Raw genomic sequence first — 24,306 nt, forward strand, 5'->3', positions numbered from 1 at the left:
TTGGCAACGCAGATGCCGTGCCGCAGCTGCCGGAGCGGTGCTTAAGCCGCAAGGCGGGAATTGTGCGGTGTTGCCTTAGTTTTATCGAGAGAGGGAATGTATATGCAGCCGTTATCCACCCGCACGGAACATTTTACCGATTCCGTTATCCGCCGCATGACCCGCGTCAGCGCTAAGTACGGTGCCATCAATCTTTCCCAGGGTTACCCGGATTTCAACCCGCCGTCTGCGATTCTGGACCGCCTGGCCGAAGTATCGCACGAAAACTTCCACCAGTATTCCATCACCTGGGGCGCGCAGAACTTCCGCGAAGCACTGGCCGAAAAGCAGTCCCGCCTGATGGGGCGGCAGATCGACCCCAATACCGAGATTGTGACCACCTGCGGCAGTACCGAGGCCATGATGGCCGCCATGATGACCGTTGCCAACCCCGGCGATAAAGTCATTGTCTTTTCGCCTTTTTATGAAAATTACGGTGCCGACACCATCCTTTCCGGTGCCGAGCCGATCTATGTTCCGCTGCATCCCCCGCTGTTCAACTTTAATGTGGACGAGCTGGAAGCCGCGTTCCGCCAGCACCCCAAGGCGCTGATCCTCTGCAACCCCTCCAACCCCTGCGGCAAGGTGTTCACCCGCGCAGAGCTGGAACTGATTGCCGACATGGCCGAAAAGTACGATACCTACGTTATCACCGATGAAGTGTACGAGCACATCGTCTATGCGCCCTACCAGCACACCTATTTTGCCACCCTGCCCGGCATGTGGCAGCGCACCATCTCCTGCAGCTCGTTGTCCAAAACCTACTCCATCACCGGCTGGCGGCTGGGCTACACCATTGCCCCGCCGGAAATCACTGACCGCATTAAAAAAGTGCATGACTTTTTGACGGTCGGCGCCGCTGCGCCCTTGCAGGAGGCCGTTATTCCCGGCCTGCGCTTCGGCCAGGAATATTATAACGACCTGCTTGCCACTTATACCCGCAAGCGGGACCTGTTTGTGGAAGGTCTGGATGCCATCGGCCTGCAGCACACGGTTCCCCAGGGCGCTTATTACATCCTGATGGATATTTCCGAGTTTGGCTTTGACAGCGACCTGGAATTCTGCGAAGTGCTGGCCCGCGATGTCGGCGTGGGCGCTGTTCCGGGGTCCAGCTTTTTCCGGGAGCCGGTCAACCATCTGATCCGCTTCCACTTTGCCAAGCGGGACGAAACCCTGTGTGCCGCCCTGAACCGCCTGGAAACCATCCGCAAAAAAATCCCGGCCAGAAAGTGACGAACTTGCGTGGGCAGTTTGGCAAATCGAAAGTTGTGGAGGTGAAATGAATATGATGATGTTCTTAAAATTAAGAAATATCTGAGTTCATAGAACTATGTTAAATAGTTTTATGTATAGGCAGAACCCGAAAAACTATTTAATAAAGGAGATTGTGCAATGATATTTCAAGATAATGTAATCAAAGAGTACTTAAAAAATGTTTATTTTATAACGGGAACACCTTGTGGAGGAAAGACAACCGTTTCACGTGCGTTGGCGGAAAAGTATGGATTTGAACTATTTGATGTTGATGAGAGATTCGACGAGCACAAAAAAATGTCGAACCCATTATTTCAGCCTGCGATGAATACGTATTTTAACAGTGCAGATGAATTTTTTGGAAGAACAGTTGAAGAATATAAGAATTGGCTGTTGAATAATACTCGTGAACAGTTAGAGTTTGTTCTTCTTGATTTGATTCGTTTATCAGAAAATAAGAAAGTTTTGTGCGATTGTCATCTTACAGTTGCTCAGGCACTCGCTTTTTCTGAACCAGCGAGAGTTGTTTTTCTCATAAAAGACCCATCTAATCTTGTTGATGAATATGGTAATCGACCAGATCATCAGGGATTTTTTCAGTACTTAAATTCAGCGACTGATATAGAAAAAGCCAAACAAACTGTGAATATTACCTTATATGAACTCAATGTAAATCGCATAGAGGAGATTAAAAGCAGTTCTTTCTTTTGGATAGAGAGAACTGTGGATAGTACAGTTGAGAGTACATTAACTTGTGTCGAAAAACATTTAGGTTTAATATAGTTGAAGAAAGACATTCGATTATAGCACATTTTGTTTAATGAATTAGTGCCAAAAATTGAGAAGTATTCTTGATTTGTGGCATCTTAATAAGGCAGAATAAAGGAATAAAAAGAATCTTAATTCTGTTAAACGCTATTGACAATTTCCCGTTTGCGCTAGCAGCAAACACCCCAAAATCCTGCACCACCATGTTACCGGGAGGATTTTTCCATGATATATCTGGATAATGCTGCCACCACGCGCCCCTGCCCCGCTGCGCTGGATGCCATGCGCACCGCGCTGGAGGATGCCTGGGGCAATCCGTCCGCGTTGTACCGCCCCGGCCAGCAGGCCCGCAAGCTGGTGGAGGACGCCCGCCGCACGGTGGCCCGCGTACTGCACGCCGCGCGCCCGGCGGAAATCACCTTTACCAGCGGCGGCACCGAATCCGACGTACAGGCTTTATACACCGGTGCCGCCCTGGGCGCTGCCGCAGGCAAACGGCACATCATCTCCACCCAGATCGAGCACCACGCCGTGCTGCATACTTTACAGGCACTGCAGGCGCAGGGTTTCACTGTAACCTTGCTGCCGCCGAGCGCCGCCGGGCTTATCACCCCGCAGCAGCTGGCGGACGCCTTGCAGCCGGACACCTGCCTGGTCAGCATCATGTTTGCCAACAACGAAATCGGCACCGTGCAGCCCATTGCGGAACTTGGCGCCCTCTGCCGGGAGCGCGGCGCGCTGTTCCACACTGACGCTGTACAGGCTGCCGGGCACCTGGCCATTGATGTGCAGGCCACGAACATTGACCTGCTCAGCCTTTCCGGCCACAAGTTCCACGGGCCAAAGGGAGCCGGTGCGCTATATACCCGGCGCGGTATTGCCTTGCAGAATGTGCTGTACGGTGGCGGCCAGGAGCGCGGCCACCGCGCGGGCACTGAGAACGTACCCGCCATCGCGGGCCTTGCTGCGGCACTGGCCCAGGCGGATGCCAACCTGCCCGCCAACACAGCCTGCTGCCTGGATTTGCGCCAGCGCCTGACGGAGCAGCTGCTGGCCATTCCCGGCACCCACCTGAACGGCGATGCGGCCCAGCGCCTGCCCGGCAATGTGAACATTACCTTTGACGGCGTGGAGGCCGAAACCCTGCTGCTGCTTTTGGACGAAGCCAAGATCTGCGCTTCCGCGGGCTCTGCCTGTTCCGCCGGTGCGGTGGAACCCAGCCATGTACTGCTGGCCCTTGGCCTGACCCCCGCCCAGGCCAAAAGCACCCTGCGGCTGACGCTGGATGCCGCCAACACGGCGGAAGAAATCGACACCGCTGCCGCTGTGATCACCGCCTGCGTACAGCGCCTGCGCGATGGCGTGCGGTAAGGCGTTTGCCCTATTTTCGAGGTGAGATGTCCGGCAGGGCCAGTCTACGGGACGATGCAAGCATTGACCCCTACAGATTGATTTTTAAGGTTGGTGGTAAGGGAACCTTCAGGCCGCCTCGCGTCCAGCGCAAACAGCGCCCCGGCCCCTTCTGTCTCTCTGCGACATTCCCCCCGCGGGGAGCTTGTCACCACAGGTGACTGAGGGGTGGTTCTCCGCCGCCAACTTAAATTCAGCGGAATAAACCATTCCCCTGTCGTGCGTTTGGCTTTCTAGCCACACACTTTCATTGGCCGCCCGTCAATCTAATGCAATCCCCCCTGCATTGCGAAATTTGCCGCTCACATAACATCTGAACCATCCACCAACAGCATCCGAACTTTTATACGTCTGTACAAATATTTTGTACAGACGTCTGATTTTAAAATTTTATTGCTCATATTCCCCAAGCCGCACGCTGATGTGCGGCTGTTTTTTTACCTTTTTGTAAATATTTGCTCAAATATTTGACATTTTTTTTTATTGTGTTAAAATTATGTGTATTCACGATTGCTTACCACCCAACCATGTTGCATCCCAGCGCTGTTTTTTTTGCCGTCGGGCGCTGCCGCACAGAAAGAGGTTTTTCCGCATGATTCGTATTCTGACTGATTCCGCTTCCGATCTGACCGCGACCGACAGTGCCCGTCCCGGCGTGTACACTGTGCCCCTGTCCGTTACCTTTGCCGATGGCACCGGCGGGCTGGACGGTGTGGAGCTGACGGCTGATGAATTTTATGCACATCTGAAAGTGGACAAGGTTCCCCCCCGCACCAGCCAGCCCAGCCCCCAATCCTTTATGACAATTTTTGAGGATGCCAAGGAGAACGGCGATCAGGTAATTGCCATTTTGATCAGTTCTAACCTGTCCGGCACCTATCAGTGCGCGCGGCTGGCAGCGGAAAGCTGCGATTTTGAGGATGTCTTTTTTGTGGATTCCCGCACGGCATCCCAGGGCGAGGCCATCCTGGTTCGCGAAGCGCTGCGCCTGCGCGACGAGGAGCACCTGCCCGCGCACGCGATTGTCGCTGAGCTGGAACAGCTCAAGCAGCGCATCCGCGTTCTGGCCGTAGTGGACAGCCTGAAGCACCTGCACAAGGGCGGGCGTTTGCCCGCCGCGGTGGCGCTGGTGGGCGGTGCCCTGGGTGTCAAACCGGTGCTTTCGGTCGTGGATGGGCAGATCAAGCTGGCGGACACGGCCCGCGGCCGCCCCGGCGCGTTTGTGGCAATGTTTAAGAACATTGAAAAGATGGGCGGGGTGGACCCTCGGTACGGGTACGCTCTGCTGTATTCGGACGAAAAAGGTGTACTGGCCCCCCTCCACCATTACATGCACGAAAACCTGCACATGACCGGCGGGCGCGTTGCCCGCCTTGGCCTCGTCATTGCCTCTCACGCCGGCCCCGGCTGCGCAGGCCTGGTGTTTGTGACAAAAGAGTAAGATTTATACGGGGGATTTTGTTCCTTCTTTGAAAAGAAGGGAACCGAAGAAACTTTAATACAATATTATATTAAATTATAATTTAGGCAGCTGCCCAAGAGTTTTATGAGCAGCTGTCTTTTTATTGTTTGCCGCTCTTTCTATTCTGCTCCGTAGGGAACGGTCTTGACCGTTCCGAAACCTATATACAATATCCCACAGACCCTAATTATGGCAAGTATCCGGAACATTTTATAACGGGATATTTTCTTTAAAACGTTCTCGTTCCTATACCTTAACTGCCCTCTTTTTTCCCCACCAACACCAAAAGCCCCGCCAAACAGCCACATCAATGGCCGCCCGGCGGGGCTTTCAACTTTAATCTTTACTCTGTCAACGTCAATGCAATGGACAGGTCCTTCAGCTGCTGCGGGTCAACAATATCCGGTGCGCCGGACATCGGCTCGCCTGCGTTCTGCACCTTCGGGAATGCGATGACATCGCGGATGGAATCCTTCTTCAGCATCAGCATTACCATGCGGTCCAGGCCGTAAGCCATACCGCCGTGCGGGGGTGCGCCGAACTTGTAGGCATCCATCAGGAAACCAAAGCTCTCGCGAGCCTTTTCCTCGGTAAAGCCCAGGGCCTTGAACATGCGGTCCTGCAAAGCGGGGTCATTGATACGCATAGAACCGCCGCCCATCTCAACGCCGTTCAGTACAATATCGTATGCTACGGCATGGCAGGCACCGGGGTCGGTTTCCACCTTGTCAATATCCTCTGCCTTGGGCAGGGTGAACGGATGATGCATGGCCATCCAGCGGCCCTCCTGCTCGCTGTACTCAAACAGCGGGAAGTCCACCACCCACAGGAAGTTGAACTTGTCGGGGTCGATCAGGCCGTACTTGCGGCCGATTTCCAAACGAACCTGGCCCAGCGCGGTGCAGGCCTTGACCCAGTCAGCATCGCTGACGATCAGCAGCACGTCGCCGGTTTCCAGCTCCATCGCCTTGTACAGGGCTGCCTTTTCCTCTTCGGTCAGGAACTTTTCAAAGCTGGAAGAAGTGCCTTCCTCGGTCAGGCGGCTGAATGCCAGGCCCTTAGCGCCATAAGTCTTGGCAACCTCGCCCAGTTTGTCAATGTGCTTGCGGGTCAGCTTGCCAGCCAGGCCCTTGGCATTGATGGCGCGGATGCTGCCGCCCTGCTCCAACACTGCGGCAAAGGGCTTAAACTCGGTGCCATCAAAAATGTCGGTCACATCCACAATTTCCAGGCCAAAGCGGGTATCCGGTTTATCGGAGCCAAAACGGCCCATAGCCTCGTCCCACGGCATGCGCACGAACGGGGTCTGCACATCCACGCCCAGCATTTCTTTCCACAGGCGCTTGATCAGACCTTCGTTGATGGTCATGATATCGTCTTCATTGACAAAGGACATTTCCTCGTCCACCTGGGTGAACTCCGGCTGGCGGTCAGCGCGCAGGTCCTCATCGCGGTAGCAGCGGGCGATCTGGAAGTAGCGGTCAAAGCCGGACAGCATCAAAATCTGCTTGTACAGCTGCGGGCTCTGCGGCAGGGCGTAGAAATGGCCGGGCTGCACACGGCTGGGCACCAGATAGTCACGGGCGCCTTCCGGCGTGGACTTGATCAGGGTCGGGGTTTCAATTTCGGTAAAGTGGTTATCGCAGAAATAGCTGCGGATGATCTGCATGATCTTGCTGCGCAGCACAATGGGCTCGTGCATCGAAGGACGGCGCAGATCCAGGTAGCGGTAACGCAGGCGCAGGTCATCGTTGACGTTGATATCATCGCGGATTTCGAACGGCGGGGTCTGGGCTTCACTCAGAATGCGCAGTTCGCTGACATACAGCTCCACATCGCCAGTGGCGATCTTGGTGGTCTTGGCGGCGCGCTCACGCAGCAGGCCGCGGCAGATCACAACATACTCGCTTTTCAGGCTTTCTGCTTTAGCAAAAACGTCTTTCGGCGTATCCTCATCAAAAACAAGCTGCAAAATACCGGTTGTATCGCGCAGGTCGGCAAAAATAATACCGCCTTTGTCGCGTGCACGGGCGATGGAACCGCAAACGGTCATCTCCTGGCCAACGTTTGACATACTCACTTCGCCGCAATAATTGGTACGGCGCAGGCTGCCCATCGTTTCCATAGGTAACTCCCCTTTTCTGTTAAGTGACAATTTATTATACAGCGGTTTGCACTGTTTTGCAAGGAACCCCCGCATTTTTCCCCGAAAATACGCATTTTGCCTTGTTCTGCGCCTTTCCTGCCCCGCTGCAGCTTCTAACTCCTAACTCCTACTTCCTAACTTCTAACTCTGTTCTCCCAGTTCCAGCCGTTTGAACCCTTCGCCTTCCACCTCGTTCGCCTGCAGCATCACGATAAAACTGCCGGGGTCAATGCGCTTGGTTTCGCGGTTGATGATATACAGCTGCTTGGAGCTGCAGGCACACAGCACCACATCGCGCCCATCCTGGGAATAGCCGCCGTAACCTTTCAATATCGTGGAACCGCGGTCCACTTTTTCGCCGATCATCCTGCACACGGCGGGGCCGTCGCTCGTCACAATCAAAGCCATCATACAGGCGTTGAAACCGAACATCATCCGGTTGATGATGTAAGAGCTCAAAAAATTGAAGATCAGGCCGTAAATGATGGAATCCACATCATGGAACACCAGCCCGTTTGCAAGGATGACCGCCAGCGCTGCCGCAAAGGTCAGGTTGCCGAACGGCATGTGCGGGTGGCGGGATTTGATGGCCATGGTGATAAAATCCAGGCCGCCGGTGCTGGAGTTCTGCATATAAATCAGCGCATCCCCCACGCCGCTGATCACACCGCCGCAGATGGTGGCCAGCATACGGTCCCCCTGGTACACCGGCAGCGCAGCCAGCACATAGTCCGTAAAAATGGCAAACAGCACCATGCACCGCACGCTGCGGAAAAAGAAATCCTTGCCCAGGTACTTGAAGCAGATCAGCACAATGGGGATGTTCATAATAATGTTGGTCACACCAATGGGCAGACCAAACAGGCGGAACAAAATGGCACCGATACCGGCCACACCGGTTACCGGCACCCCGGCCGCCACAGCAAAGCTGTACAGGCCAAGGGCCGAAACAAAACAGCCGATGACCTCCAGCGCCAGGTTTTTCCAGCGGGAATCCGTCATATCCTATCTCCTGCTTCCGCAGCTTGTGCGGGTATATTTGTGGGGGCAGCGGGCATTATTTGCCGCCCTTCTTGCGGTGGTAAGCAGACTTTTCGTCCTTCTGCTTCTGGGTCTGTGCCTGGGTGTTCTGCAGCTGGCGGCTGATCAGCACGGCTGCCACAATGCCGGCGCACACCACGGCAATGCCCACCGCCACATACAGCGGCAGTTTGCTGCTGGTTTGGGCGGCCTGTTCCTGGCGCTGCACCTGCTCCGGGTCCGGGGTCGGCTTTTCGGTCGGCTCCGGCGTGGCGGTGGGTTCCAGGGTGGGCATGGGGGTTGCTTCCGCCTGGGCGGCGGTGGGGTCTTTCAGGGTAGCCTTCGTGGTCGGGTGCGGCATGGCTGCAGCAGGGCGCTGAGTTGCCGTTGCCGCCGCGGGGGCCGATGTGGCGGCAGCAGCGGGGGGCTCGTCACTGGTATTGTTTTTTTCCTCCTGCTGCGGGGCCGCGGTAATGGCCGGGGTGGCTGTAGGCATCACCACAATATCCGGCGCGGGGTACACCTGCGGGGTACCGGTGGGCGGCAGCGTTGCCGCACTTTCCGGTGTGGAGGAACCGCCCGGCGTGGGGGCCGGGGTCGGGGTTGCCGTTTCCGGGGTGGCCGTGGGGGCAGTTTCCGGGGTAGAGGTTTCCGGCGTAGCGGTTTCACCCGTTGCGGTTTCCGCCGTTGCCGCCTGGCTCAAAGGTTCCTCCCCGCTGAAAAACCGCAGAATATCCCCCAGCACCGGGATGTCCAGCAGCGTTTCCACAAAGCTGGTCCGTGGGGTCTGACGGGTGCTTTCCGCATAGGCGGGCGCTGCTGTTGCCACACACAGGCAAAGCGCCGCACACAATGCCAGCATACGCATGTTTGTTTGCTTCATGTAAGTGTTCCCCTTTTTTACATCTTTGGCTGTTCTGTAAAATCAAAAAAGCCGGGGCGTGCCGGTTTTGAACCCGCACTGCTCCGGCTTTGGTGCCCGATGATTACTTTACGGTCTTTTTGATTTTGGATGCGCTGTAGGTCTTCATCACGCTGGCGGAAAGGTTATTTTCCATCTCGGCGCCCTCTGCATAGAACTCGTCCTGCAAAGCATCGCTCTTCATAGCGTCCAGCAGATTATAGCGGCTCACAAAATCATCCACCGTGCCCTGCTCCATGGGGTCCAGGCTGCGCACGATCATGTAGCTCATACCAAGGTCGGCCACCGTCCAGTTGCCGGTACCGGCTGCTTTTACCGCATCGGTAATGCTGTTGCCGCCGTCATTGGTGTTGTAGCTGGACAGGTCCGAAGGCGTAAACAGACCGCTGCCGGTGTAATACAGTGCCTGGGTTGCTTCCACGCTGCTGCCCAGTGCGGTAAAGGCCTGCGGCACATAGGTCATTGCAGCATTGTACAGGGCAGATTCGCTGGTAGCCGCGGCCAAGTCATCACGGCACTGGTTGGCCAGGGCTTCAATCTCGGCTTTCTGGTCGTCGCTGGCAAAGGTATAAGTGCTCTGGTCAAATAGCGGCAGCTGGACCAGCTCCAGGTAGTAGCAATCGTTGTTGATGTAATCGGCATATTCCTGCTCGGTGACCGGGCTGCTGCCGTTTTCGCCGTAGATCAGCTTCAGGCAGGCATCTGCCTTTTTGCTGTTCAGCTGGTACTTTTCCAAGGTTGCCTTGGAAATGCCGTTTGCTGCGTACAGATCGCTGTTATTCTCCCACTGGGTATCGGCGGTCTTGGCGGCTTCGGCGGTAGCGGCTTCGTCCAGTGTGCCGCCCAGCTCGTCAAACTTCTTTTCCACTGCTGCGTAATACTGCAGGCTGCGCAGGGTCAGGCGGGCAACGTAATCTGCGCCGTCGGTGGTAACTTCCTCGCCGTTAATGGTGCCGGTGCACTCAGCTTTCAGCACGGCTTTCACGTTGCTGGCGGTTTCGCCGGTGGCAAGCTTTGCTGCGCCGGAAGCGGTGTTGTAGGCGTTATACTGGGCCAGCAGGTAGATGCCGGCCGGGATATCAACGCCGCCAATGCTGCCCACGCTGGCCGGGGTGGACATGGCACAGCCCGTTACGCCCAGCAGCAGCATGACTGCCAGAGCCAGACTGATGAATTTTTGTTTCATGTTGTGGGGTCTCCTTACTATACTTTCAATTTGCCGCGCGGGCACCACCCGCAAATGGCAATGTAAAAACATTATACCGCGTTTGACCGCCCATTGCAAGCACGGTGTGGGGGCAAAATCGCCCGCCAAGCAACAAAAAAACAGGGCAGCCGTCCCAAAATGGCCAACCGCCCTGTTCTGTTTTTCCTTATTCCTGCCTCCGGGGCTGAAAGCCAGCCCGCCGGGCAGCTGAATTTACTGGCGCAGTGCCTGGATCACACAGTCCAGGTCATGTTCGTCCTCACAGACGATCTTGACCGGATGGCTGTAGTCCAGACTCATCATACCGAGAATGCTCTTTGCATCAGCAATGCTGCCCTTCATGTCATGCACGCCGACCTCATTGTAACACTTGGCAGCGGCAGACACGATTCCCTGTACTTCTGCGAAGTTGGAAACCTTGACTTGTCTTACCATAATAATGACCTCCATAAATAAAACCCGGCACAGGCCATCATGCCTGCGCGGTAAGGGCGGAACCCACATTTCCTTTTCCTTACAGCTGCATTATAGCATAATTCTATCCGGCGTACCTATGTTAGATTCATTGTTGCCATTTTTTCATCGGGATGCACAAAAGACAAATTTGTTCATGTTCCGCTTTGTACAGGCTGCCAAAGTTTTTTCGCTTTATTCACGAATTTTCTTTATTTTTTGACTTTTCTGGCTTCAGTTTTTGTCTTTTCGGCTTTGTATTTTAACGGTTTTTGTTCCTGTTTTGGCAGGTTGCACATTCAAACTGTCCATTTGGCTTTTCCTTCCGGCAACATAATTCCATGCTCTGCCGAAAAGTGCTGATTTTTGCGGTTTTCGGCCAGGTTTTCAGCTCTGGGGCACGCCTTTCATGGTCAGGGCAATGCGCTTTTTGGCTGTATCCACGCTCAGTACCCTGACCTGCACCACATCGCCCACTTTCAGCGCATCTCTCGGGTTCTTGATAAACTTATCACTGATCTGGGAAACATGCACCAGTCCATCCTGATGCACGCCGATATCTACAAATGCGCCAAAGTCAATCACATTGCGCACGGTACCTTTCAGCTCCATGCCGGGCTTCAGGTCCTCCAGCCCCATCACATCGCTGCGCAGCAGGGGTTTGGGCAGGCTGTCGCGCACATCGCGCCCCGGCTTGCACAGCTCGGACACAATATCCATCAGGGTGGGTTCGCCCACGCCAAGTGCTTCGCACAGGGCTTTGGTGCCGCGGCTCTTCACCCGTACCGGCAGGCTCTGCATCGCGTCCGTGCCGATCTCTTTGGCGTCACAGCCGCAGGCTTCCAGCAGGCCCTTGGCGGCGGGGTAGCTTTCGGGGTGGACGGCGGTTGCATCCAGCGGGTTCTTGGCACCCGGCAGGCGCAAAAAGCCTGCGCACTGTTCAAATGCCTTGGGGCCAAGGCCCTTGACCTTTTTCAGCTGCGCACGGGAGGTAAACGCGCCCTCCTCCTCACGCCAAGCCACAATATTTTTAGCGGTAGCGTTGGTAATGCCGGCCACACGGGCCAGCAGCGGGGCGGACGCCGTGTTCAGATCCACGCCAACGCTGTTCACGCAGTCTTCCACCACACCGTCCAGCGTTTCGTTCAGGCGCTTCTGGGGCATATCATGCTGGTACTGGCCCACGCCCACGGCCTTGGGGTCAATTTTAACCAGTTCGGCCAGCGGGTCCTGCAAGCGGCGCGCAATGGAAACCGCGCTGCGCAGGTTGACATCATACTGCGGGAACTCCTCCGCCGCCAGCTTGGACGCCGAATACACCGAAGCACCGGCTTCACTGACGACCATATATTGCAGGTGCAGCCCCTTTTCCTCGGCCAGTTCACGGATTACGGCGGCGGCAAACTCCTCGGTTTCATGCCCGGCGGTGCCGTTGCCGATGGCCATGACCTCCACCTCGTTTTTCAGCACCATGCTCTTGATGGTTTTCTTGGCCTGATCCACCCGCTTGAATTCCGGCACCGGGTATACCACGTTGGTATCCAGCACCTTGCCGGTGGGGTCCACCACGGCAACCTTGCAGCCCATGCGGTAGCCGGGATCCAGGCCCATCACGGTTTTGCCGCGGATGGGCGGCTGCAGCAGCAGCTGGCGCAGATTCTCGCCAAACACAGTGATGGCACCCTCGGCGGCCTTGGCGGTCAGTTCGGCGCGCAGTTCGTTTTCCAGGCTGGGGTGGATCAGGCGGCTGTAGGCATCCAGTGCCGCGGCTTCCACAATGGCAGCGCTGGCGCCGCCGGTCTTTTTGCGGGCGAACATCCAGGCCACAATGCCCCCGGCGCGTTCGGCTTCCACGGCAATGCTCACCTTCAAAAAGCCTTCCCGCTCGCCGCGGTCCAGGGCCAGAATACGGTGGCCAGGGATTTTGGCGACAGGCTCGGTATAATCATAATACTGGGTGTATACGCTGTCTTCGTCCTTAGCTTTTACGCTTTTGACCATGCCGAACGCATGGTAGTAGCGGCGCAGCTCGGCGCGGCAGTGAGCGTCATCGCTGATGGTTTCGGCAATGATATCTTGTGCCCCGGCCAGAGCGGCTACTGCATCGGGGACTTCCTCGTTCAGGTAGTCGTTGGCGGCTGTCTGCGGGTCAAAGTCAGCATCCTGCTTCAAGGTAGCATCGGCCAGCGGCTGCAGGCCGCGAGCGCGGGCGATGCTGGCGCGGGTCTTGCGCTTGGGCTTATACGGACGATAGATATCCTCCACCTCGGCCAGTGTTTTGGCACCAGCCAAAGCGGCCTGCAGTTCCGGCGTCATGGCGTTCTGCGCTTCAATGGAGCCGGTCACTTCTTCTTTACGTTTATCCAATCCGCGCAGGTATTCCAGGCGGTCGCCCAAGTTGCGCAGCACCTGGTCATCCATAGAGCCGGTAGCTTCTTTGCGGTAGCGGGCAATAAATGGGATGGTGTTCCCGGCATCGATCAGGTCAATAGCACCCTGTACGTTTTTCAGGCTCAGGTTCAGTTCCTGCGCCAGCTGTTCGGCATGGTTCGGCATCTTTGTTCTCACTTTCTGTTTTACGAGGGATTTTCCACGCGGGATTTTCCAGCCTTTTTTGAAAAAAAGGCTTCGGCGAAAAAACTTTAATATATAAATTATAGTAGATAGTTAAAAATCAGCTGTAGGGCGGGATGCCCTCATCCCGCCGGGGAGAAACCTTGCCATTTGTTGCAAACGTTGCAAGCAATCCGTAGGGACCGATGCTCGCCATCGGCCCGCAAAGGGGAATGCAATCACAGGTCAGATGTTGGCACCGGCGGGGTGTTGTGCCATGATTCCACATATCGGGCTGTATCCGGGTATATCACCCCATCATATGCCACACACCCGCATGCGCACAATGTGCGCCCCTACGGTCTCCATCGGGATAAAACGCAATTTTCCGCCCCCGACTACATCCTAAGGCAATACCGCATAATTCTAAGTGCCGATACGGCGAGCGAGATACGGCAGATGCTAAGCCAAAAGCGCAGATAATACTTTGTGTATTATCGAGCATTTTGGCAACGCAGATGCCGTGCCGCAGCCGCCGGAGCGGTGCTTAAGCCGTAAGGCGGGAATTATGCGGTGTTGCCCTAAATTTGACCGTGCACACTCCCAACGGTTTGGCGGGGCATCATTTACCCCACGCTGCTCTCTTCCCGGCGCTTTTTCCGGTGCAATACTGCCACCCACACGGCATACACCACAATAGCGCCGGCGCTGACGGCAACGCTCTGCCGCAGACCGGCCGTGTGGTAGGTGAACACGATCTCGCTGTGGCCCGCCGGGGCGGCAACCGCCATCAGGCCGTTGTCCACTTTCTCCACCTCCGTCGGCACACCGTTCACGGTTGCGGTAAAACCATCGTCATAGGGCACGCTGAACAGTACCAGATTTTCGGCTTCCAGATCCGCCTGCGCGGTAAAGCCGGTGCGCGTTGCGGTAAAGCTTGTCACAGCGCTTTCCCGCCGGGCCGTACAGTCCTGCACATAGTCCTCATAGCTGATGTTATTTTTCTCATCATCCGTCAGGTTCTGCATCATCTGGCCGTACCGTTCCACCTGTTCATCGGTCAGCAGCAGGGCTTTCATCAGTACATTGCCCGCGTGGGTATCGCTCACCGTTTCAAAGTTCTCTTCCGTAATATAGGAATCATAGGTAAAGCCCATCGGCACCCAGTTCTCGTTCTCGTAAATCAGGTAGCTTGTGGTGCTTGAAACAAGGTTCCAGCCTTCCAGCTTTTCTTTTTCCCAATCCTCAACTTTTTCTTTCGGCACAAGGGTATACCGCACGCTCAGCAGACCGCGCAGGGCATACAGGCTGGCTTCCGGCTTGGAGTTCACATCCCGCTTAACGCCCACCGTAGGGTAAAATTCCAGAATGCTGGGTGCTACCGTGGAGTTAAAGAACTGGATGCAGCTTTTGTCCAGCCACAGACCAAGGTTGTTATAACTGTCGTAAGCGTCCAGCCGGTAAAAGACATCGTCCGGCAGAACGGCGTTCAGCTCCGGGGCTTCGCGCCAGGTCTGCTGCACATAGTCCGCATCGTGGTACCACTGGCCGTATTTGGTGATGGAAAGGTGTACCTGCCCATACACAAAGCTGAACCCCAACACCACGGCCAGCACCGCCGCCGGGAACCGTGCCGCCAGCTGCCTGCGGTAATGCAGCAGCAGCCAGAACAGCCCCACGCCCAACATGCTGACCAGCAAAATGCCCCAGTAGCGCAGCGGTTCCTCCACCACGCCAATGGTGGTGGTGCCGTCTTTTTCATTGGGCACCAGCGCAAAGGCAATGCTGCTCAAGGTACACAGCGCCACAAGGCCCAGCGCGCGGCGGTACTCGGTTTCGCACAGGTTGGCTTTTTGCAGCGTCATAGCCGTGGCGGCGCAGAGCACCAAAACCGGCATATAATACCAGCGCGCATAATAGCTGGAATTGAGGGCATAGAACATGCTGTTCAGCACCGGCACAAAGGCGCAGATAAGGCACACTTTCATGATGCGCGCAAAGGGGTGGCGCCGCCGCACGCGGCAGAACACCAGCCCGCCCGCAATGCCCACCACCGGCAGGTAGACGGTCATGCTGGTGTGCTTTAAGATGCCCTCCTGGAACAGGTCTTTCAGGTAGGGGGCATCCGGCATCAAAAAAGCGCTGTAAAAAATGGCAAGGTACTGCTGGGCGCTGCCATATACAAGGTAGCCGTACCCATTGAATGGATCGATTGTGCGCGGGTTCTGCACCAGCGAAAGTGCCGCCGGAACCAGCAGCGCACTGCCCATGCAGCAGCCCAGCACCGTCTGGAACGCCAGCGCCCCAAACAGGCGCAGGTTCAGCTTGTACCGGCCGCCCGCCACCATGCAGACAAAATAAATCATCAAAAACACGGCCTGCCCGGCAAAAAAGAAATAGTTGTTGAGCAGGTTGACCGCAACCCAAAACGGGAATGCACCGTGCCTGCGGTCCAGCACGGCGTCATCCAGCGCTTTGAGCATGTAGGGGAACAGCGCCACAACGTCCAAAAAGTGGTTAAAGAACACGTTGTACACCGTAAAGCCGGAGAACGCATACAGACACGCGCCCACCATGCTCCAGCGCTCGTCTTTTACCCAGCGGCGCATCCACAGGTAAGCCCCGCCGCCCGCCACAGCAAATTTAAGGCAGAGCATTGGCACCATGGCCCAGGGCGTCCACCGATAGGGCAGCAGCAGGGTGAGCCAGAAAAACGGGCTACCGCACAGATAAAAGCTGTAGGAGTTCACAAACCCGCTGCCCAGGTCCGTTGCCCAGCTGAAACTGCCCCCCTGCTTAACAAAATTGTTGGCATAGGAATAAAAGGAAATCTGCTGGTCGTTAAAGTCCCCGGCGTAGTGGAAAAAGTCGCCGTTCAGGCCATCAATGATGCAGTGGGGCAAAAACAGCGCCGCCGCCACCGCAAAGCAAAGCCAGAACACCTGCCAATACCGTGACCGCCCGCCTGTTTTGCGCTCCAAAAGCTTGCCGCCAATCTTCAATGCAATTCCCTCCTTTGAAGGGATGTGATATACTTTATAATTAGAAATTAGAAATGAGCAATTATCTGCCATTCTTTGGCTCCTCGTATTTTAGGGCAATACCGCACAATTCCCGCCTAACGGCTCAAGCACCGCTCCGGCGGCTGCGGCACGGCATCTGCGTTGCCAAAATGCTCGATAAGACATCCAGTATTATCTGCGCTTTTGGCTTAGCAGCTGCCGCACCTCGCTCGCCGTATCGGCACTTAGAATTATGCGGTATTGCCTTAGCAAAAGGTCTGCCCCATTGCCCACCATTTTATTTCTCATTCCTAATTACTAATTCCTAATTTTTTCAAGAGTGAGGTGCTTTGTTTTGTCTCTATACCCTTTTCACGCTCTTTTGGGGCGCATGAAGTATATTACGCGGTGGGCGCTGATGCGCTGCATGCGGCAGGAAAGCCTGAGTGAGCACACGGCGGATACCGCCCTGCTGGCCCATGCGCTTTGCCTGATCGCCCGGAACATCACCCACACCGGAGCCGATATCCGCCCCGACACCGTGGCCGCCGCGGCGCTGTACCACGATGCGCCGGAAATTTTGACCGGCGATATGCCTACCCCGGTCAAATACAAGAACGAAGCCCTGCGCACCGCCTACAAAGCCGTGGAACGGGAAAGCGCCCTTGCCATGGCGGATCTGCTGCCGCCGGAGCTGCATGAGATCGAAGGCAGCTATCTGACCGGCAGTGTGCTGAACGATGCCGAGCGCAAGCTGCTGAAAGCCGCAGACCGGCTTTCGGCCCTGATCAAGTGCATGGAGGAGGTGGAAAGCGGCAACCGCGAGTTCACCGCCGCTCTCGCCCAGCAAAAAGCCGATCTGGCCGCCATGCACAGCCCCGAAGCCGATTATTTCATTGAGCACATGCTGCCGTGCTATACGCAGAACCTGGATGAGCTAACGAAAAAGTAAGTAAATAGTTAGGAGTTGAAGGTGCGGCTTGCGCCACATTTTCGAAAATTTGAAAATAAGAAAAGGTTAATATTCAAAATCGTGCGCGTCAGCGCACACCATAAACTCCTAACTCCTAACTACGTCACAACGGGATTTACCTCAAGGTGACGGGCGCACAATGTGCGCCCCTACGGAGCATCACAATTTCTCATTGCTAATTCCTAACTACCTTTGGAGCTTATATACCGCCTCAATCAGCTTGTCCACATCGGTAAAATGCTCCAGCATGGAACAATAACGGCGCAGGGACGCGGCGCCTTTCAGACCTTTCATATAGTGCATGGCCTGGCCGCGGGCCTGGGGCATAGCGGTCCATTCGCCTTTTTCTTCGCACATTTCGTAGATTTGGGCGCGCAGGGCGCTCATCCGGGCGTTCAGGCTTGGTTCGCCGGGCTCCGGCTGGCCAATCAACACGGCGTTGATGCGCTCAAACAGCCAGGGGTCGCCCAGCGCGCCGCGGCCGATCATCACGCCCGCGCAGCCGGTTTGCTCCAAAATCTGCTTTGCGTCTTCCGCCGTGGTGATATCGCCGTTTGCCAGCACCGGAATGCCGACCGCTTTGCGGATCTCCGTGATGGCATCCACATCAATGGGCGGGATGTACATCTGCTCCCGCGTGCGGCCATGCACGGCGATCAGGTCTGCACCGTTTGCTTCACACTGCCGGGCCACGGCAACGCCGGTCAGCTGCTCGGCATCCCAACCAATGCGCATTTTAACGGTCAGAGGCTTATCCGGCCCCAGGGCTCCGCGGGCAGCGGCCACCATGCGGCCGCACAGCTCCGGGTCCTGCATCAGTTTGCTGCCTGCACCGCTGGATGTGATCTTGGGGGCCGGGCAACCCATGTTGATGTCCAGAATATCAAACTGCACGCCTTTTTCCTGAATGATCCGGATCGCCTGCGCCATCGTTTCGGGCTCGGCCCCAAACAGCTGCACGGCATAAATGCCGTGGGGGGCCTTGTCCCGCAGCAGGCGCACGCTTTTGTCATCGCCAAAGGTAATGGCCTTGGCGCTGGCCATCTCGCTTACCGTCCACGCCGCGCCATGGTCCGCCATCAGGTGCCGGCACGCCGCATCCGTAAACCCCGCCATCGGCGCAAACACCGCAGGCTGTGCATATGGAATGGTTAGATTGCGTAATTGCATATTTTTGATAGGCAGGAGTGAAGAGCGAGGAGTTAGGAGTGAGAAGTTAGGAGTGAGGAGTTAAAGGTGCGCTTGCGCCGCGTTTTGAATTTTTGGGGTAAAACAATAAAACCTAACATTCAAAATCGTGCGCGCCAGCGCACACCAATAACTCCTAACTCCTACTTCCTAACTCCTACCTCCTAACTCCTACCTCCTAACTCTCTCCCAACTTTTGTTTTTGCTTCAGCTAAAATATTATTTTACCACACTCCCCACACCAGTGCAATTTGTGATATACTATTTTTATTATTGCGATCGATGTGTTTCGTTTTTTCGGAGGTTCCTGTATGAAACTGCTGGTTTTGGATGGCAACAGTCTGGTGAACCGGGCTTACTTCGGTATCAAGCTGCTGACAACCAAGGATGGGCGCTACACCAACGCCATTTTCGGCTTCCAGAATATCCTGCTCAACCTGCTTTCCGCCCACCACCCGGACGCTGTGGCCATTGCCTGGGACGAAAAAGCCCCCACCTTCCGCCATACCGCCTATGACGGCTACAAGGCCACCCGCCACGGTATGCCGCAGGAGCTGGCGGAGCAGATGCCGGTATTAAAGCAGCTGCTGACCGACCTTGGCTTTGTGCAGGTCAGCAAGCCCGGCTGGGAAGCGGACGATATTCTGGGCACGCTGGCCGCCGCCAACGAGGCCGCCGGGGGCACCACCCTGCTGGCAACCGGTGACCGGGACAGCCTGCAGCTGGTAGACGATGCCACCACGGTGCTGCTTGCCACCAACCGCGAAACGCTGCCCATGGACCCCGCCGCCATCCAGGAAAAATACGGCGTGGCCCCGCCGCAGCTGATCGAAGTAAAAAGCCTGATGGGCGATGCTTCCGATAATATTCCCGGCGTGCCCGGCATTGGCGAAAAGACCGCCCTTGCCCTGGTGCAGAAGTTCGGCAGTTTGCAGGGCGTGTATGAGCACCTGGACGACAAAGCCATCAAACCCAAACAGCGGGAAAAGCTGGAAGCCAACAAGGAGCTGGCCGAGCTTTCCCACATGCTGGGCACCATCCGCAAGGACGCTCCCATCGAAACTGCGCCGGAGCACTACTGCCGCACTGCCGGGGACCCGGCTGCCGCAGCCCAGCTGCTGGCTGAGCTGGAAATGCACAAGCTGACCGCCCGCTGGGGGCTGGATGAATCCCCGGCAGCGGTTGCCGCCAGCGCAGAGACTCTGCCGGAAGTGCAGCCCGACCTGCTGCCCCTTGCGCCGGAAGGCCGATATGACCTGGCCCAGAACAAGGACGGCAGCTGGTACGCCGTGCAGGGGGATTCCGTTTTCCTGCTGGATAACGACCGCCTGCCCTCTCTGCTGGATGCCGCCGGGGTGCAGCTGCGTGTGTTTGATGCAAAGCCGTTGTACCACATTGCACTGGAGCATGACGGCGTTGGCGCGGCCATTGTGTTTGATGGCAAGCTGGCCGCCTACCTACTGAATCCTTCGGCCAGTGATTACCAGGCCGGGCAGCTGGCGGCAGAATACGCTGCTGCCCCCGCCTTTGCCTGCGCCGCCGCGCCGGATGCCGGGGCGCTTTCCGCCTTGCTGGATGTGCTTTCCACTAAGCTGGACGAGCAGGGCGGCCACGACCTGCTGGCCACGATGGAGCTGCCTCTGGCCCGCGTGCTGGCCGACATGGAGCGCATCGGCTTTGCGGTGGACGCCGAGGGCATCCGCCAGTTCGGCGATAGCCTGCGCGCCGAGCTGAACGGCATTTTGCAGAACATTTATGCTGAGGTCGGGTACGAGTTCAATCTGAACAGCCCCAAGCAGTTGGGCGAAGCCCTGTTTGACAAGCTGGGCCTGCCGCCCCGCAAAAAAACGGCCCGCGGCTATTCCACTGACGCCGAAACGCTGGAAAGCCTGCGCGCCTACAGCCCGGCGGTGGATGATATTTTGAAGTACCGCACCTATTCCAAGCTGCTTTCCACCTATGTGGAGGGCCTGCTGAAAGCCCTGGGGCCGGACGGACGCATCCATTCCACCTTTATCCAGACCGAAGCCCGCACGGGACGCATCAGCTCCACTGAGCCGAATTTGCAGAACATTCCCATCCGCACCGAGCTGGGCAGCCGCCTGCGCGGCTACTTTGTGGCCGCCCCCGGCGAAACGCTGGTGGACGCCGACTATTCCCAGATCGAACTGCGCATTCTGGCCCACATTACAGGCGATGAAGCCATGCAGCAGGCGTTTTTGTCCGGGGCAGACATTCACCGCGCCACCGCGGCCAAGATCTACCACATCCCGGAATCGGATGTCACCCATGAGCTGCGCACCTCCGCCAAGGCCATCAACTTTGGCATCATGTACGGCAAGGGAGCGTTCTCTCTGGGCAAGGACCTCGGCATTTCGGTCAAGGAGGCAGATACTTTCTTGAAAACGTATCTGAATACCTTTCCGAAAGTGGACGGCTACATGCAGAACTGCATTGAACACGCCAAAGAGAAGGGCTATGTAGAAACGCTGTTTGGCCGCCGCCGCCCGCTGCCGGAGCTGGCAAGCTCCAACTTCCAGGTGCGCAGCTCCGGCGAGCGCATGGCCCGCAACACACCCATCCAGGGCACCGCGGCGGATATCATTAAGCTGGCCATGGTGCATGTCTGGCAGCGCCTGCGGGACGAAAAACTGCAGGCCCGCCTGCTATTGCAGGTACACGATGAACTGATCGTGGAAGCGCCGGAAAACGAAGTGGAACAGGTCAAGCGTATTCTGAAAGAGGAGATGGAGCAGGTGGTATCCTATTCCGTCCCCCTCACCGCCGAAGTCGGCACCGGCAAGACCTGGCTGGAAGCACATTAACAGGTAGGAGGTAGGAAGTAGGAGTTAGGAGTTAATTAGGAATTAGCAATGAGCAATGAGAAATTGCAATGCTCCCGCCAACCTTGCTGCAAATCCCGTCATGGCATCTGTAGCAAGGTTTCGGAACGGTCAAGACCGTTCCCTACAGATCAAAATAAAAGGTTGCTAAAATCTTTTCGTTCCTATTAACTCCTCCCTCCTAACTCCTAACTTCACACGGGGGTATACAATGTATATTTTAGGCATCGAATCGAGCTGCGATGAGACGGCGGCTGCGATTGTGGAGGATGGAAAACATTTAATTTCCAACGTTATTTCTACCAGCGTCAAAGAACAGGCGCTTTACGGCGGTGTTGTGCCGGAAATTGCCAGCCGCCGCCATGCGGAATACATCAGCGCAACGGTGCAGCAGGCTTTGCAGGATGCCAACATGGCCATTGCGGATGTGGACGCGGTGGCCGTCACCTTTGCCCCCGGCCTGATTGGGGCCGTGCTGGTGGGGGTCAACTTTGCCAAGGGCCTGGCTTACGGCGCGGGCAAGCCGCTGGTGCCGGTACATCACCTGCGCGGGCACATTGCAGCCAACTATCTGACCCACCCACAGCTGGAGCCGCCATTCCTCTGCCTGGTGGCCAGCGGCGGCCACAGCCATATTGTGCAGGTAGAGGACTGGTGCAAGTACCATGTTCTGGGCCGCACGGTGGATGACGCCGCGGGCGAAGCGTTTGATAAAGTTGCCCGCACCCTGGGGCTGCCCTATCCCGGCGGGCCCAGCGTTTCGCAGGCCGCCAAAACCGGCGACCCGCACTATTACAAGCTGCCCACCCCGCATGTGGAGGGTAAATACAACGTGAGCTTTTCCGGCTTAAAGACTGCCGTTGTCAACGAGGTTCACAACGCCCAGCAGCGCGGTGAGGAAGTGCGCGTGGCCGATATGGCCGCCAGCTTCCAGGAGCGCATTGCACAGATCCTGGCCAAAAAGCTGCTGGCCGCCGCAGCGGATACTAACGCCAAAACCATCTGCCTGGCGGGCGGCGTTGCGGCCAATGGCCGTCTGCGCCAGCTGGTGAACGATGGTGCCCAGAAGCTCGGCGCGAAAGTGTATCTGCCGGAACTGAAATACTGCGGCGACAACGGCGCGATGATCGCCGCGCAGGGCTACTATGAATTCAAGGATGGCAACATTGCAGACCTTACCCTGAACGGTCTGCCCACCCTTTCCATTGACTATCGCTAAGCGTTTTTTTGCTTAAAAAGCGGTTTTGCACGTTCAATTCTGCATTTTGCCCCTGTTCCCCATATTGCAAAACCCTGCCGCTTATTGTAAAATAAGAAAATCGACAATATTACAATCTACAATATTTTATTGGAGTGGAATACATGGCTGACGAAAAGTTTTCCAATTTTTTGACTGAGATCATTGACGCGGATCTTGCCGAGGGCAAGGTCAAGGAGATCCATACCCGTTTTCCGCCGGAGCCGAACGGCTACCTGCACATTGGTTCCGCCAAGGCCATTTACATCAACTACATGACCGCCAAAACCTATGGCGGTAAGTTTAACCTGCGCTTTGACGATACCAACCCTGCCCGCGAAGGCGACGAGTATGTGCAGAGCATCCTGAAAGATCTGGAATGGCTGGGTGCCACCCCCAACGGCGGCATTTTTTACGGCAGCGATTACTTTGAAAAGTGCTATGAATACGCCGAAAAGCTCATTCAGGAAGGCAAAGCCTATGTGGATGACCTGACCCGCGAGGAGATGCAGGAATACCGCGGCAACGATGCCGGTAAGCCCAGCCGTCCTTCCCCCTACCGCGACCGCACCCCGGAAGAAAACCTCGACCTGTTCCGCCGGATGCGCGCGGGCGAGTTTGCCGATGGCGAAAAGACCCTGCGCGCCAAAATCGACCTGGCCAGCCCCAACATGAACCTGCGTGACCCGGCGATTTACCGCATCAAGCATGTTTCCCACCACCGCCAGGGCGATAAGTGGTGCATCTACCCCCTGTATGACTTTGCCCACCCCATTCAGGACGCCATTGAGGGCATCACCCATTCCATGTGCAGCCTGGAATTTGAGAACCACCGCCCCCTGTATGAGTGGGTCGTGACCAATATTTTTGGCGCCGGCTTCCCCAAGCAGCGCGAATTTGCCCGCCTGAATGTGACCAACACCGTCATGAGCAAGCGCTACCTGCGCGAACTGGTGGAAAAGAACATTGTGGATGGCTGGGATGACCCCCGCATGCCCACCCTGTGCGGTCTGCGCCGCCGCGGCTATACCCCCACCAGCATTTTTGAGTTTGTGCGCACCGCCGGTGTTGCCAAGGCAGACAGCCTGGTGGATATGCGCCAGCTGGAAGCCGTGCTGCGCGCCGAGCTGGAGCTGAACGCCGCCCGCCGCGTTGCTGTTCTGGAGCCGGTCAAGCTGGTGATCGACAACTACCCGGCTGACCAGGTTGAGTATTTTGACCTGCCCAATAACCCCAACCGCGATGCCAACGACACCACCACCCGCCCGGTTGCCTTTACCAAGGAAGTCTGGATCGACAAGAGCGACTTTTTTGAGGTTCCCCCGCCGAAGTTCAAGCGCCTGACCCTGGGCAGCGAAGTTCGCCTGATGGGCGCTTACCTGGTGCGCTGCACCGGCGTGGACAAGGACGAAGCCGGTAATGTGGTGACCATCCATGCCGAAGCCGACCTGGAAACCCGCAACGGCAACCCCGCCGATGGCCGCAAGGTGCGCGGCACCATCCATTGGGTCAGCTGCGAGCACTGCGTAGACGCTGAGATCCACCTGTACGACAAGCTGTTTACCGAAGCCAACATGAACGGCATTCCCGATGGCGCTGACTTCAAGGATTACCTGAACCCCGACAGCGTGCAGGTCATTGACCACGCCAAGCTGGAAGAGAGCCTGGCCGATGCCAAGCCCGGTGAGCGGTTCCAGTTCGTGCGCACCGGTTACTTTACGCCGGACAGCAAGAACCCCCACGTTTACAACCGCATCGTCACCCTGAAGGACAGCTTCAAGTTCTGATTTTTCAGGCTTTCCCTTTCATCGTTCAAATTATAATTCAAA

At 56.5% G+C, this 24,306-nt stretch carries 16 protein-coding genes; 8 read left to right on the forward strand and 8 right to left on the reverse strand.

Translation table 11 applies throughout. The features are described 5' to 3' along the window. Nucleotides 1-102 precede the first annotated feature (102 nt). The 4 genes from C4885_RS04085 (at nt 103) to C4885_RS04100 (ending at nt 4,912) form a co-directional block, all read left to right on the forward strand. Nucleotides 103-1,272 (forward strand): pyridoxal phosphate-dependent aminotransferase, encoded by a 1,170-nt coding sequence (locus C4885_RS04085; protein ID WP_113999137.1) that lies wholly within the window; start codon nt 103-105, stop codon nt 1,270-1,272. Nucleotides 1,273-1,431: 159 nt separating this feature from the next. Then, on the forward strand, nt 1,432-2,076 hold the full coding sequence (locus C4885_RS04090; RefSeq protein ID WP_113999138.1) for an AAA family ATPase: 645 nt from the start codon (nt 1,432-1,434) through the stop codon (nt 2,074-2,076). Nucleotides 2,077-2,286: 210 nt separating this feature from the next. Next, on the forward strand, nt 2,287-3,432 hold the full coding sequence (locus tag C4885_RS04095) for a cysteine desulfurase family protein (protein ID WP_113999139.1): 1,146 nt from the start codon (nt 2,287-2,289) through the stop codon (nt 3,430-3,432). 631 nt (nt 3,433-4,063) lie between these two features. Next, the gene (locus C4885_RS04100; protein ID WP_158538802.1) at nt 4,064-4,912 is read left to right on the forward strand and encodes a DegV family protein; all 849 of its coding nucleotides are present in this window, start codon (nt 4,064-4,066) and stop codon (nt 4,910-4,912) included. 364 nt (nt 4,913-5,276) lie between these two features. Here C4885_RS04100 and aspS read toward each other — a convergent pair whose 3' ends face one another. The 7 genes from aspS to C4885_RS04135 form a co-directional block, all read right to left on the reverse strand. Next, entirely contained in the window at nt 5,277-7,058 is a 1,782-nt protein-coding gene (aspS, locus tag C4885_RS04105; RefSeq protein WP_113999141.1) for an aspartate--tRNA ligase, read from the reverse strand. A gap of 162 nt (nt 7,059-7,220) precedes the next feature. Continuing rightward, nucleotides 7,221-8,081 carry a YitT family protein gene (locus C4885_RS04110; protein ID WP_113999142.1) on the reverse strand — a complete coding sequence of 287 codons (861 nt, stop codon included), beginning with the start codon at nt 8,079-8,081 and terminating at the stop codon, nt 7,221-7,223. Nucleotides 8,082-8,136: 55 nt separating this feature from the next. Continuing rightward, nucleotides 8,137-8,982 carry a hypothetical protein gene (locus C4885_RS04115; protein WP_113999143.1) on the reverse strand — a complete coding sequence of 282 codons (846 nt, stop codon included), beginning with the start codon at nt 8,980-8,982 and terminating at the stop codon, nt 8,137-8,139. A gap of 103 nt (nt 8,983-9,085) precedes the next feature. After that, nucleotides 9,086-10,207 carry a hypothetical protein gene (locus C4885_RS04120; protein ID WP_113999144.1) on the reverse strand — a complete coding sequence of 374 codons (1,122 nt, stop codon included), beginning with the start codon at nt 10,205-10,207 and terminating at the stop codon, nt 9,086-9,088. Nucleotides 10,208-10,441: 234 nt separating this feature from the next. Beyond that, the gene (locus C4885_RS04125; RefSeq protein ID WP_113999179.1) at nt 10,442-10,663 is read right to left on the reverse strand and encodes an HPr family phosphocarrier protein; all 222 of its coding nucleotides are present in this window, start codon (nt 10,661-10,663) and stop codon (nt 10,442-10,444) included. 405 nt (nt 10,664-11,068) lie between these two features. Further along, nucleotides 11,069-13,237, reverse strand: a complete 2,169-nt coding sequence (locus tag C4885_RS04130) for a Tex family protein (RefSeq protein WP_113999145.1) — start codon at nt 13,235-13,237, stop codon at nt 11,069-11,071. 623 nt (nt 13,238-13,860) lie between these two features. Continuing rightward, nucleotides 13,861-16,236 carry a YfhO family protein gene (locus C4885_RS04135; protein ID WP_242979481.1) on the reverse strand — a complete coding sequence of 792 codons (2,376 nt, stop codon included), beginning with the start codon at nt 16,234-16,236 and terminating at the stop codon, nt 13,861-13,863. 355 nt (nt 16,237-16,591) lie between these two features. On the opposite strand from C4885_RS04135, the gene yfbR reads away from it, so the two are divergent. Next, nucleotides 16,592-17,188: a 5'-deoxynucleotidase gene (yfbR, locus tag C4885_RS04140; RefSeq protein ID WP_113999147.1), complete on the forward strand. Its 597-nt coding sequence runs from the start codon at nt 16,592-16,594 to the stop codon at nt 17,186-17,188. Nucleotides 17,189-17,395: 207 nt separating this feature from the next. Here yfbR and dusB read toward each other — a convergent pair whose 3' ends face one another. After that, the gene (dusB, locus tag C4885_RS04145; protein ID WP_113999148.1) at nt 17,396-18,379 is read right to left on the reverse strand and encodes a tRNA dihydrouridine synthase DusB; all 984 of its coding nucleotides are present in this window, start codon (nt 18,377-18,379) and stop codon (nt 17,396-17,398) included. A gap of 329 nt (nt 18,380-18,708) precedes the next feature. On the opposite strand from dusB, the gene polA reads away from it, so the two are divergent. The 3 genes from polA (at nt 18,709) to C4885_RS04160 (ending at nt 24,264) form a co-directional block, all read left to right on the forward strand. Further along, nucleotides 18,709-21,222: a DNA polymerase I gene (gene polA / locus C4885_RS04150; RefSeq protein WP_113999149.1), complete on the forward strand. Its 2,514-nt coding sequence runs from the start codon at nt 18,709-18,711 to the stop codon at nt 21,220-21,222. Nucleotides 21,223-21,451: 229 nt separating this feature from the next. Next, nucleotides 21,452-22,459 (forward strand): tRNA (adenosine(37)-N6)-threonylcarbamoyltransferase complex transferase subunit TsaD, encoded by a 1,008-nt coding sequence (gene tsaD, locus C4885_RS04155; RefSeq protein WP_113999150.1) that lies wholly within the window; start codon nt 21,452-21,454, stop codon nt 22,457-22,459. A gap of 143 nt (nt 22,460-22,602) precedes the next feature. Continuing rightward, nucleotides 22,603-24,264 (forward strand): glutamine--tRNA ligase/YqeY domain fusion protein, encoded by a 1,662-nt coding sequence (locus C4885_RS04160; protein WP_113999151.1) that lies wholly within the window; start codon nt 22,603-22,605, stop codon nt 24,262-24,264. Nucleotides 24,265-24,306: the final 42 nt, after the last annotated feature.

This window comes from Subdoligranulum sp. APC924/74, assembly GCF_003324125.1.
GTDB classification, from domain to species: domain Bacteria; phylum Bacillota; class Clostridia; order Oscillospirales; family Ruminococcaceae; genus Gemmiger; species Gemmiger qucibialis.

Excerpts from the sequence above, each read along its gene's own strand:
- C4885_RS04085 (WP_113999137.1), top strand. The coding sequence starts at position 103 with ATGCAGCCGTTATCCACCCGCACGGAACATTTTACCGATTCCGTTATC.
- C4885_RS04090 (WP_113999138.1), top strand. The coding sequence starts at position 1,432 with ATGATATTTCAAGATAATGTAATCAAAGAGTACTTAAAAAATGTTTAT.
- C4885_RS04095 (WP_113999139.1), top strand. The coding sequence starts at position 2,287 with ATGATATATCTGGATAATGCTGCCACCACGCGCCCCTGCCCCGCTGCG.
- C4885_RS04100 (WP_158538802.1), top strand. The coding sequence starts at position 4,064 with ATGATTCGTATTCTGACTGATTCCGCTTCCGATCTGACCGCGACCGAC.
- aspS (WP_113999141.1), bottom strand. The coding sequence starts at position 7,058 with ATGGAAACGATGGGCAGCCTGCGCCGTACCAATTATTGCGGCGAAGTG.
- C4885_RS04110 (WP_113999142.1), bottom strand. The coding sequence starts at position 8,081 with ATGACGGATTCCCGCTGGAAAAACCTGGCGCTGGAGGTCATCGGCTGT.
- C4885_RS04115 (WP_113999143.1), bottom strand. The coding sequence starts at position 8,982 with ATGAAGCAAACAAACATGCGTATGCTGGCATTGTGTGCGGCGCTTTGC.
- C4885_RS04120 (WP_113999144.1), bottom strand. The coding sequence starts at position 10,207 with ATGAAACAAAAATTCATCAGTCTGGCTCTGGCAGTCATGCTGCTGCTG.
- C4885_RS04125 (WP_113999179.1), bottom strand. The coding sequence starts at position 10,663 with ATGGTAAGACAAGTCAAGGTTTCCAACTTCGCAGAAGTACAGGGAATC.
- C4885_RS04130 (WP_113999145.1), bottom strand. The coding sequence starts at position 13,237 with ATGCCGAACCATGCCGAACAGCTGGCGCAGGAACTGAACCTGAGCCTG.
- dusB (WP_113999148.1), bottom strand. The coding sequence starts at position 18,379 with ATGCAATTACGCAATCTAACCATTCCATATGCACAGCCTGCGGTGTTT.
- polA (WP_113999149.1), top strand. The coding sequence starts at position 18,709 with ATGAAACTGCTGGTTTTGGATGGCAACAGTCTGGTGAACCGGGCTTAC.
- tsaD (WP_113999150.1), top strand. The coding sequence starts at position 21,452 with ATGTATATTTTAGGCATCGAATCGAGCTGCGATGAGACGGCGGCTGCG.
- C4885_RS04160 (WP_113999151.1), top strand. The coding sequence starts at position 22,603 with ATGGCTGACGAAAAGTTTTCCAATTTTTTGACTGAGATCATTGACGCG.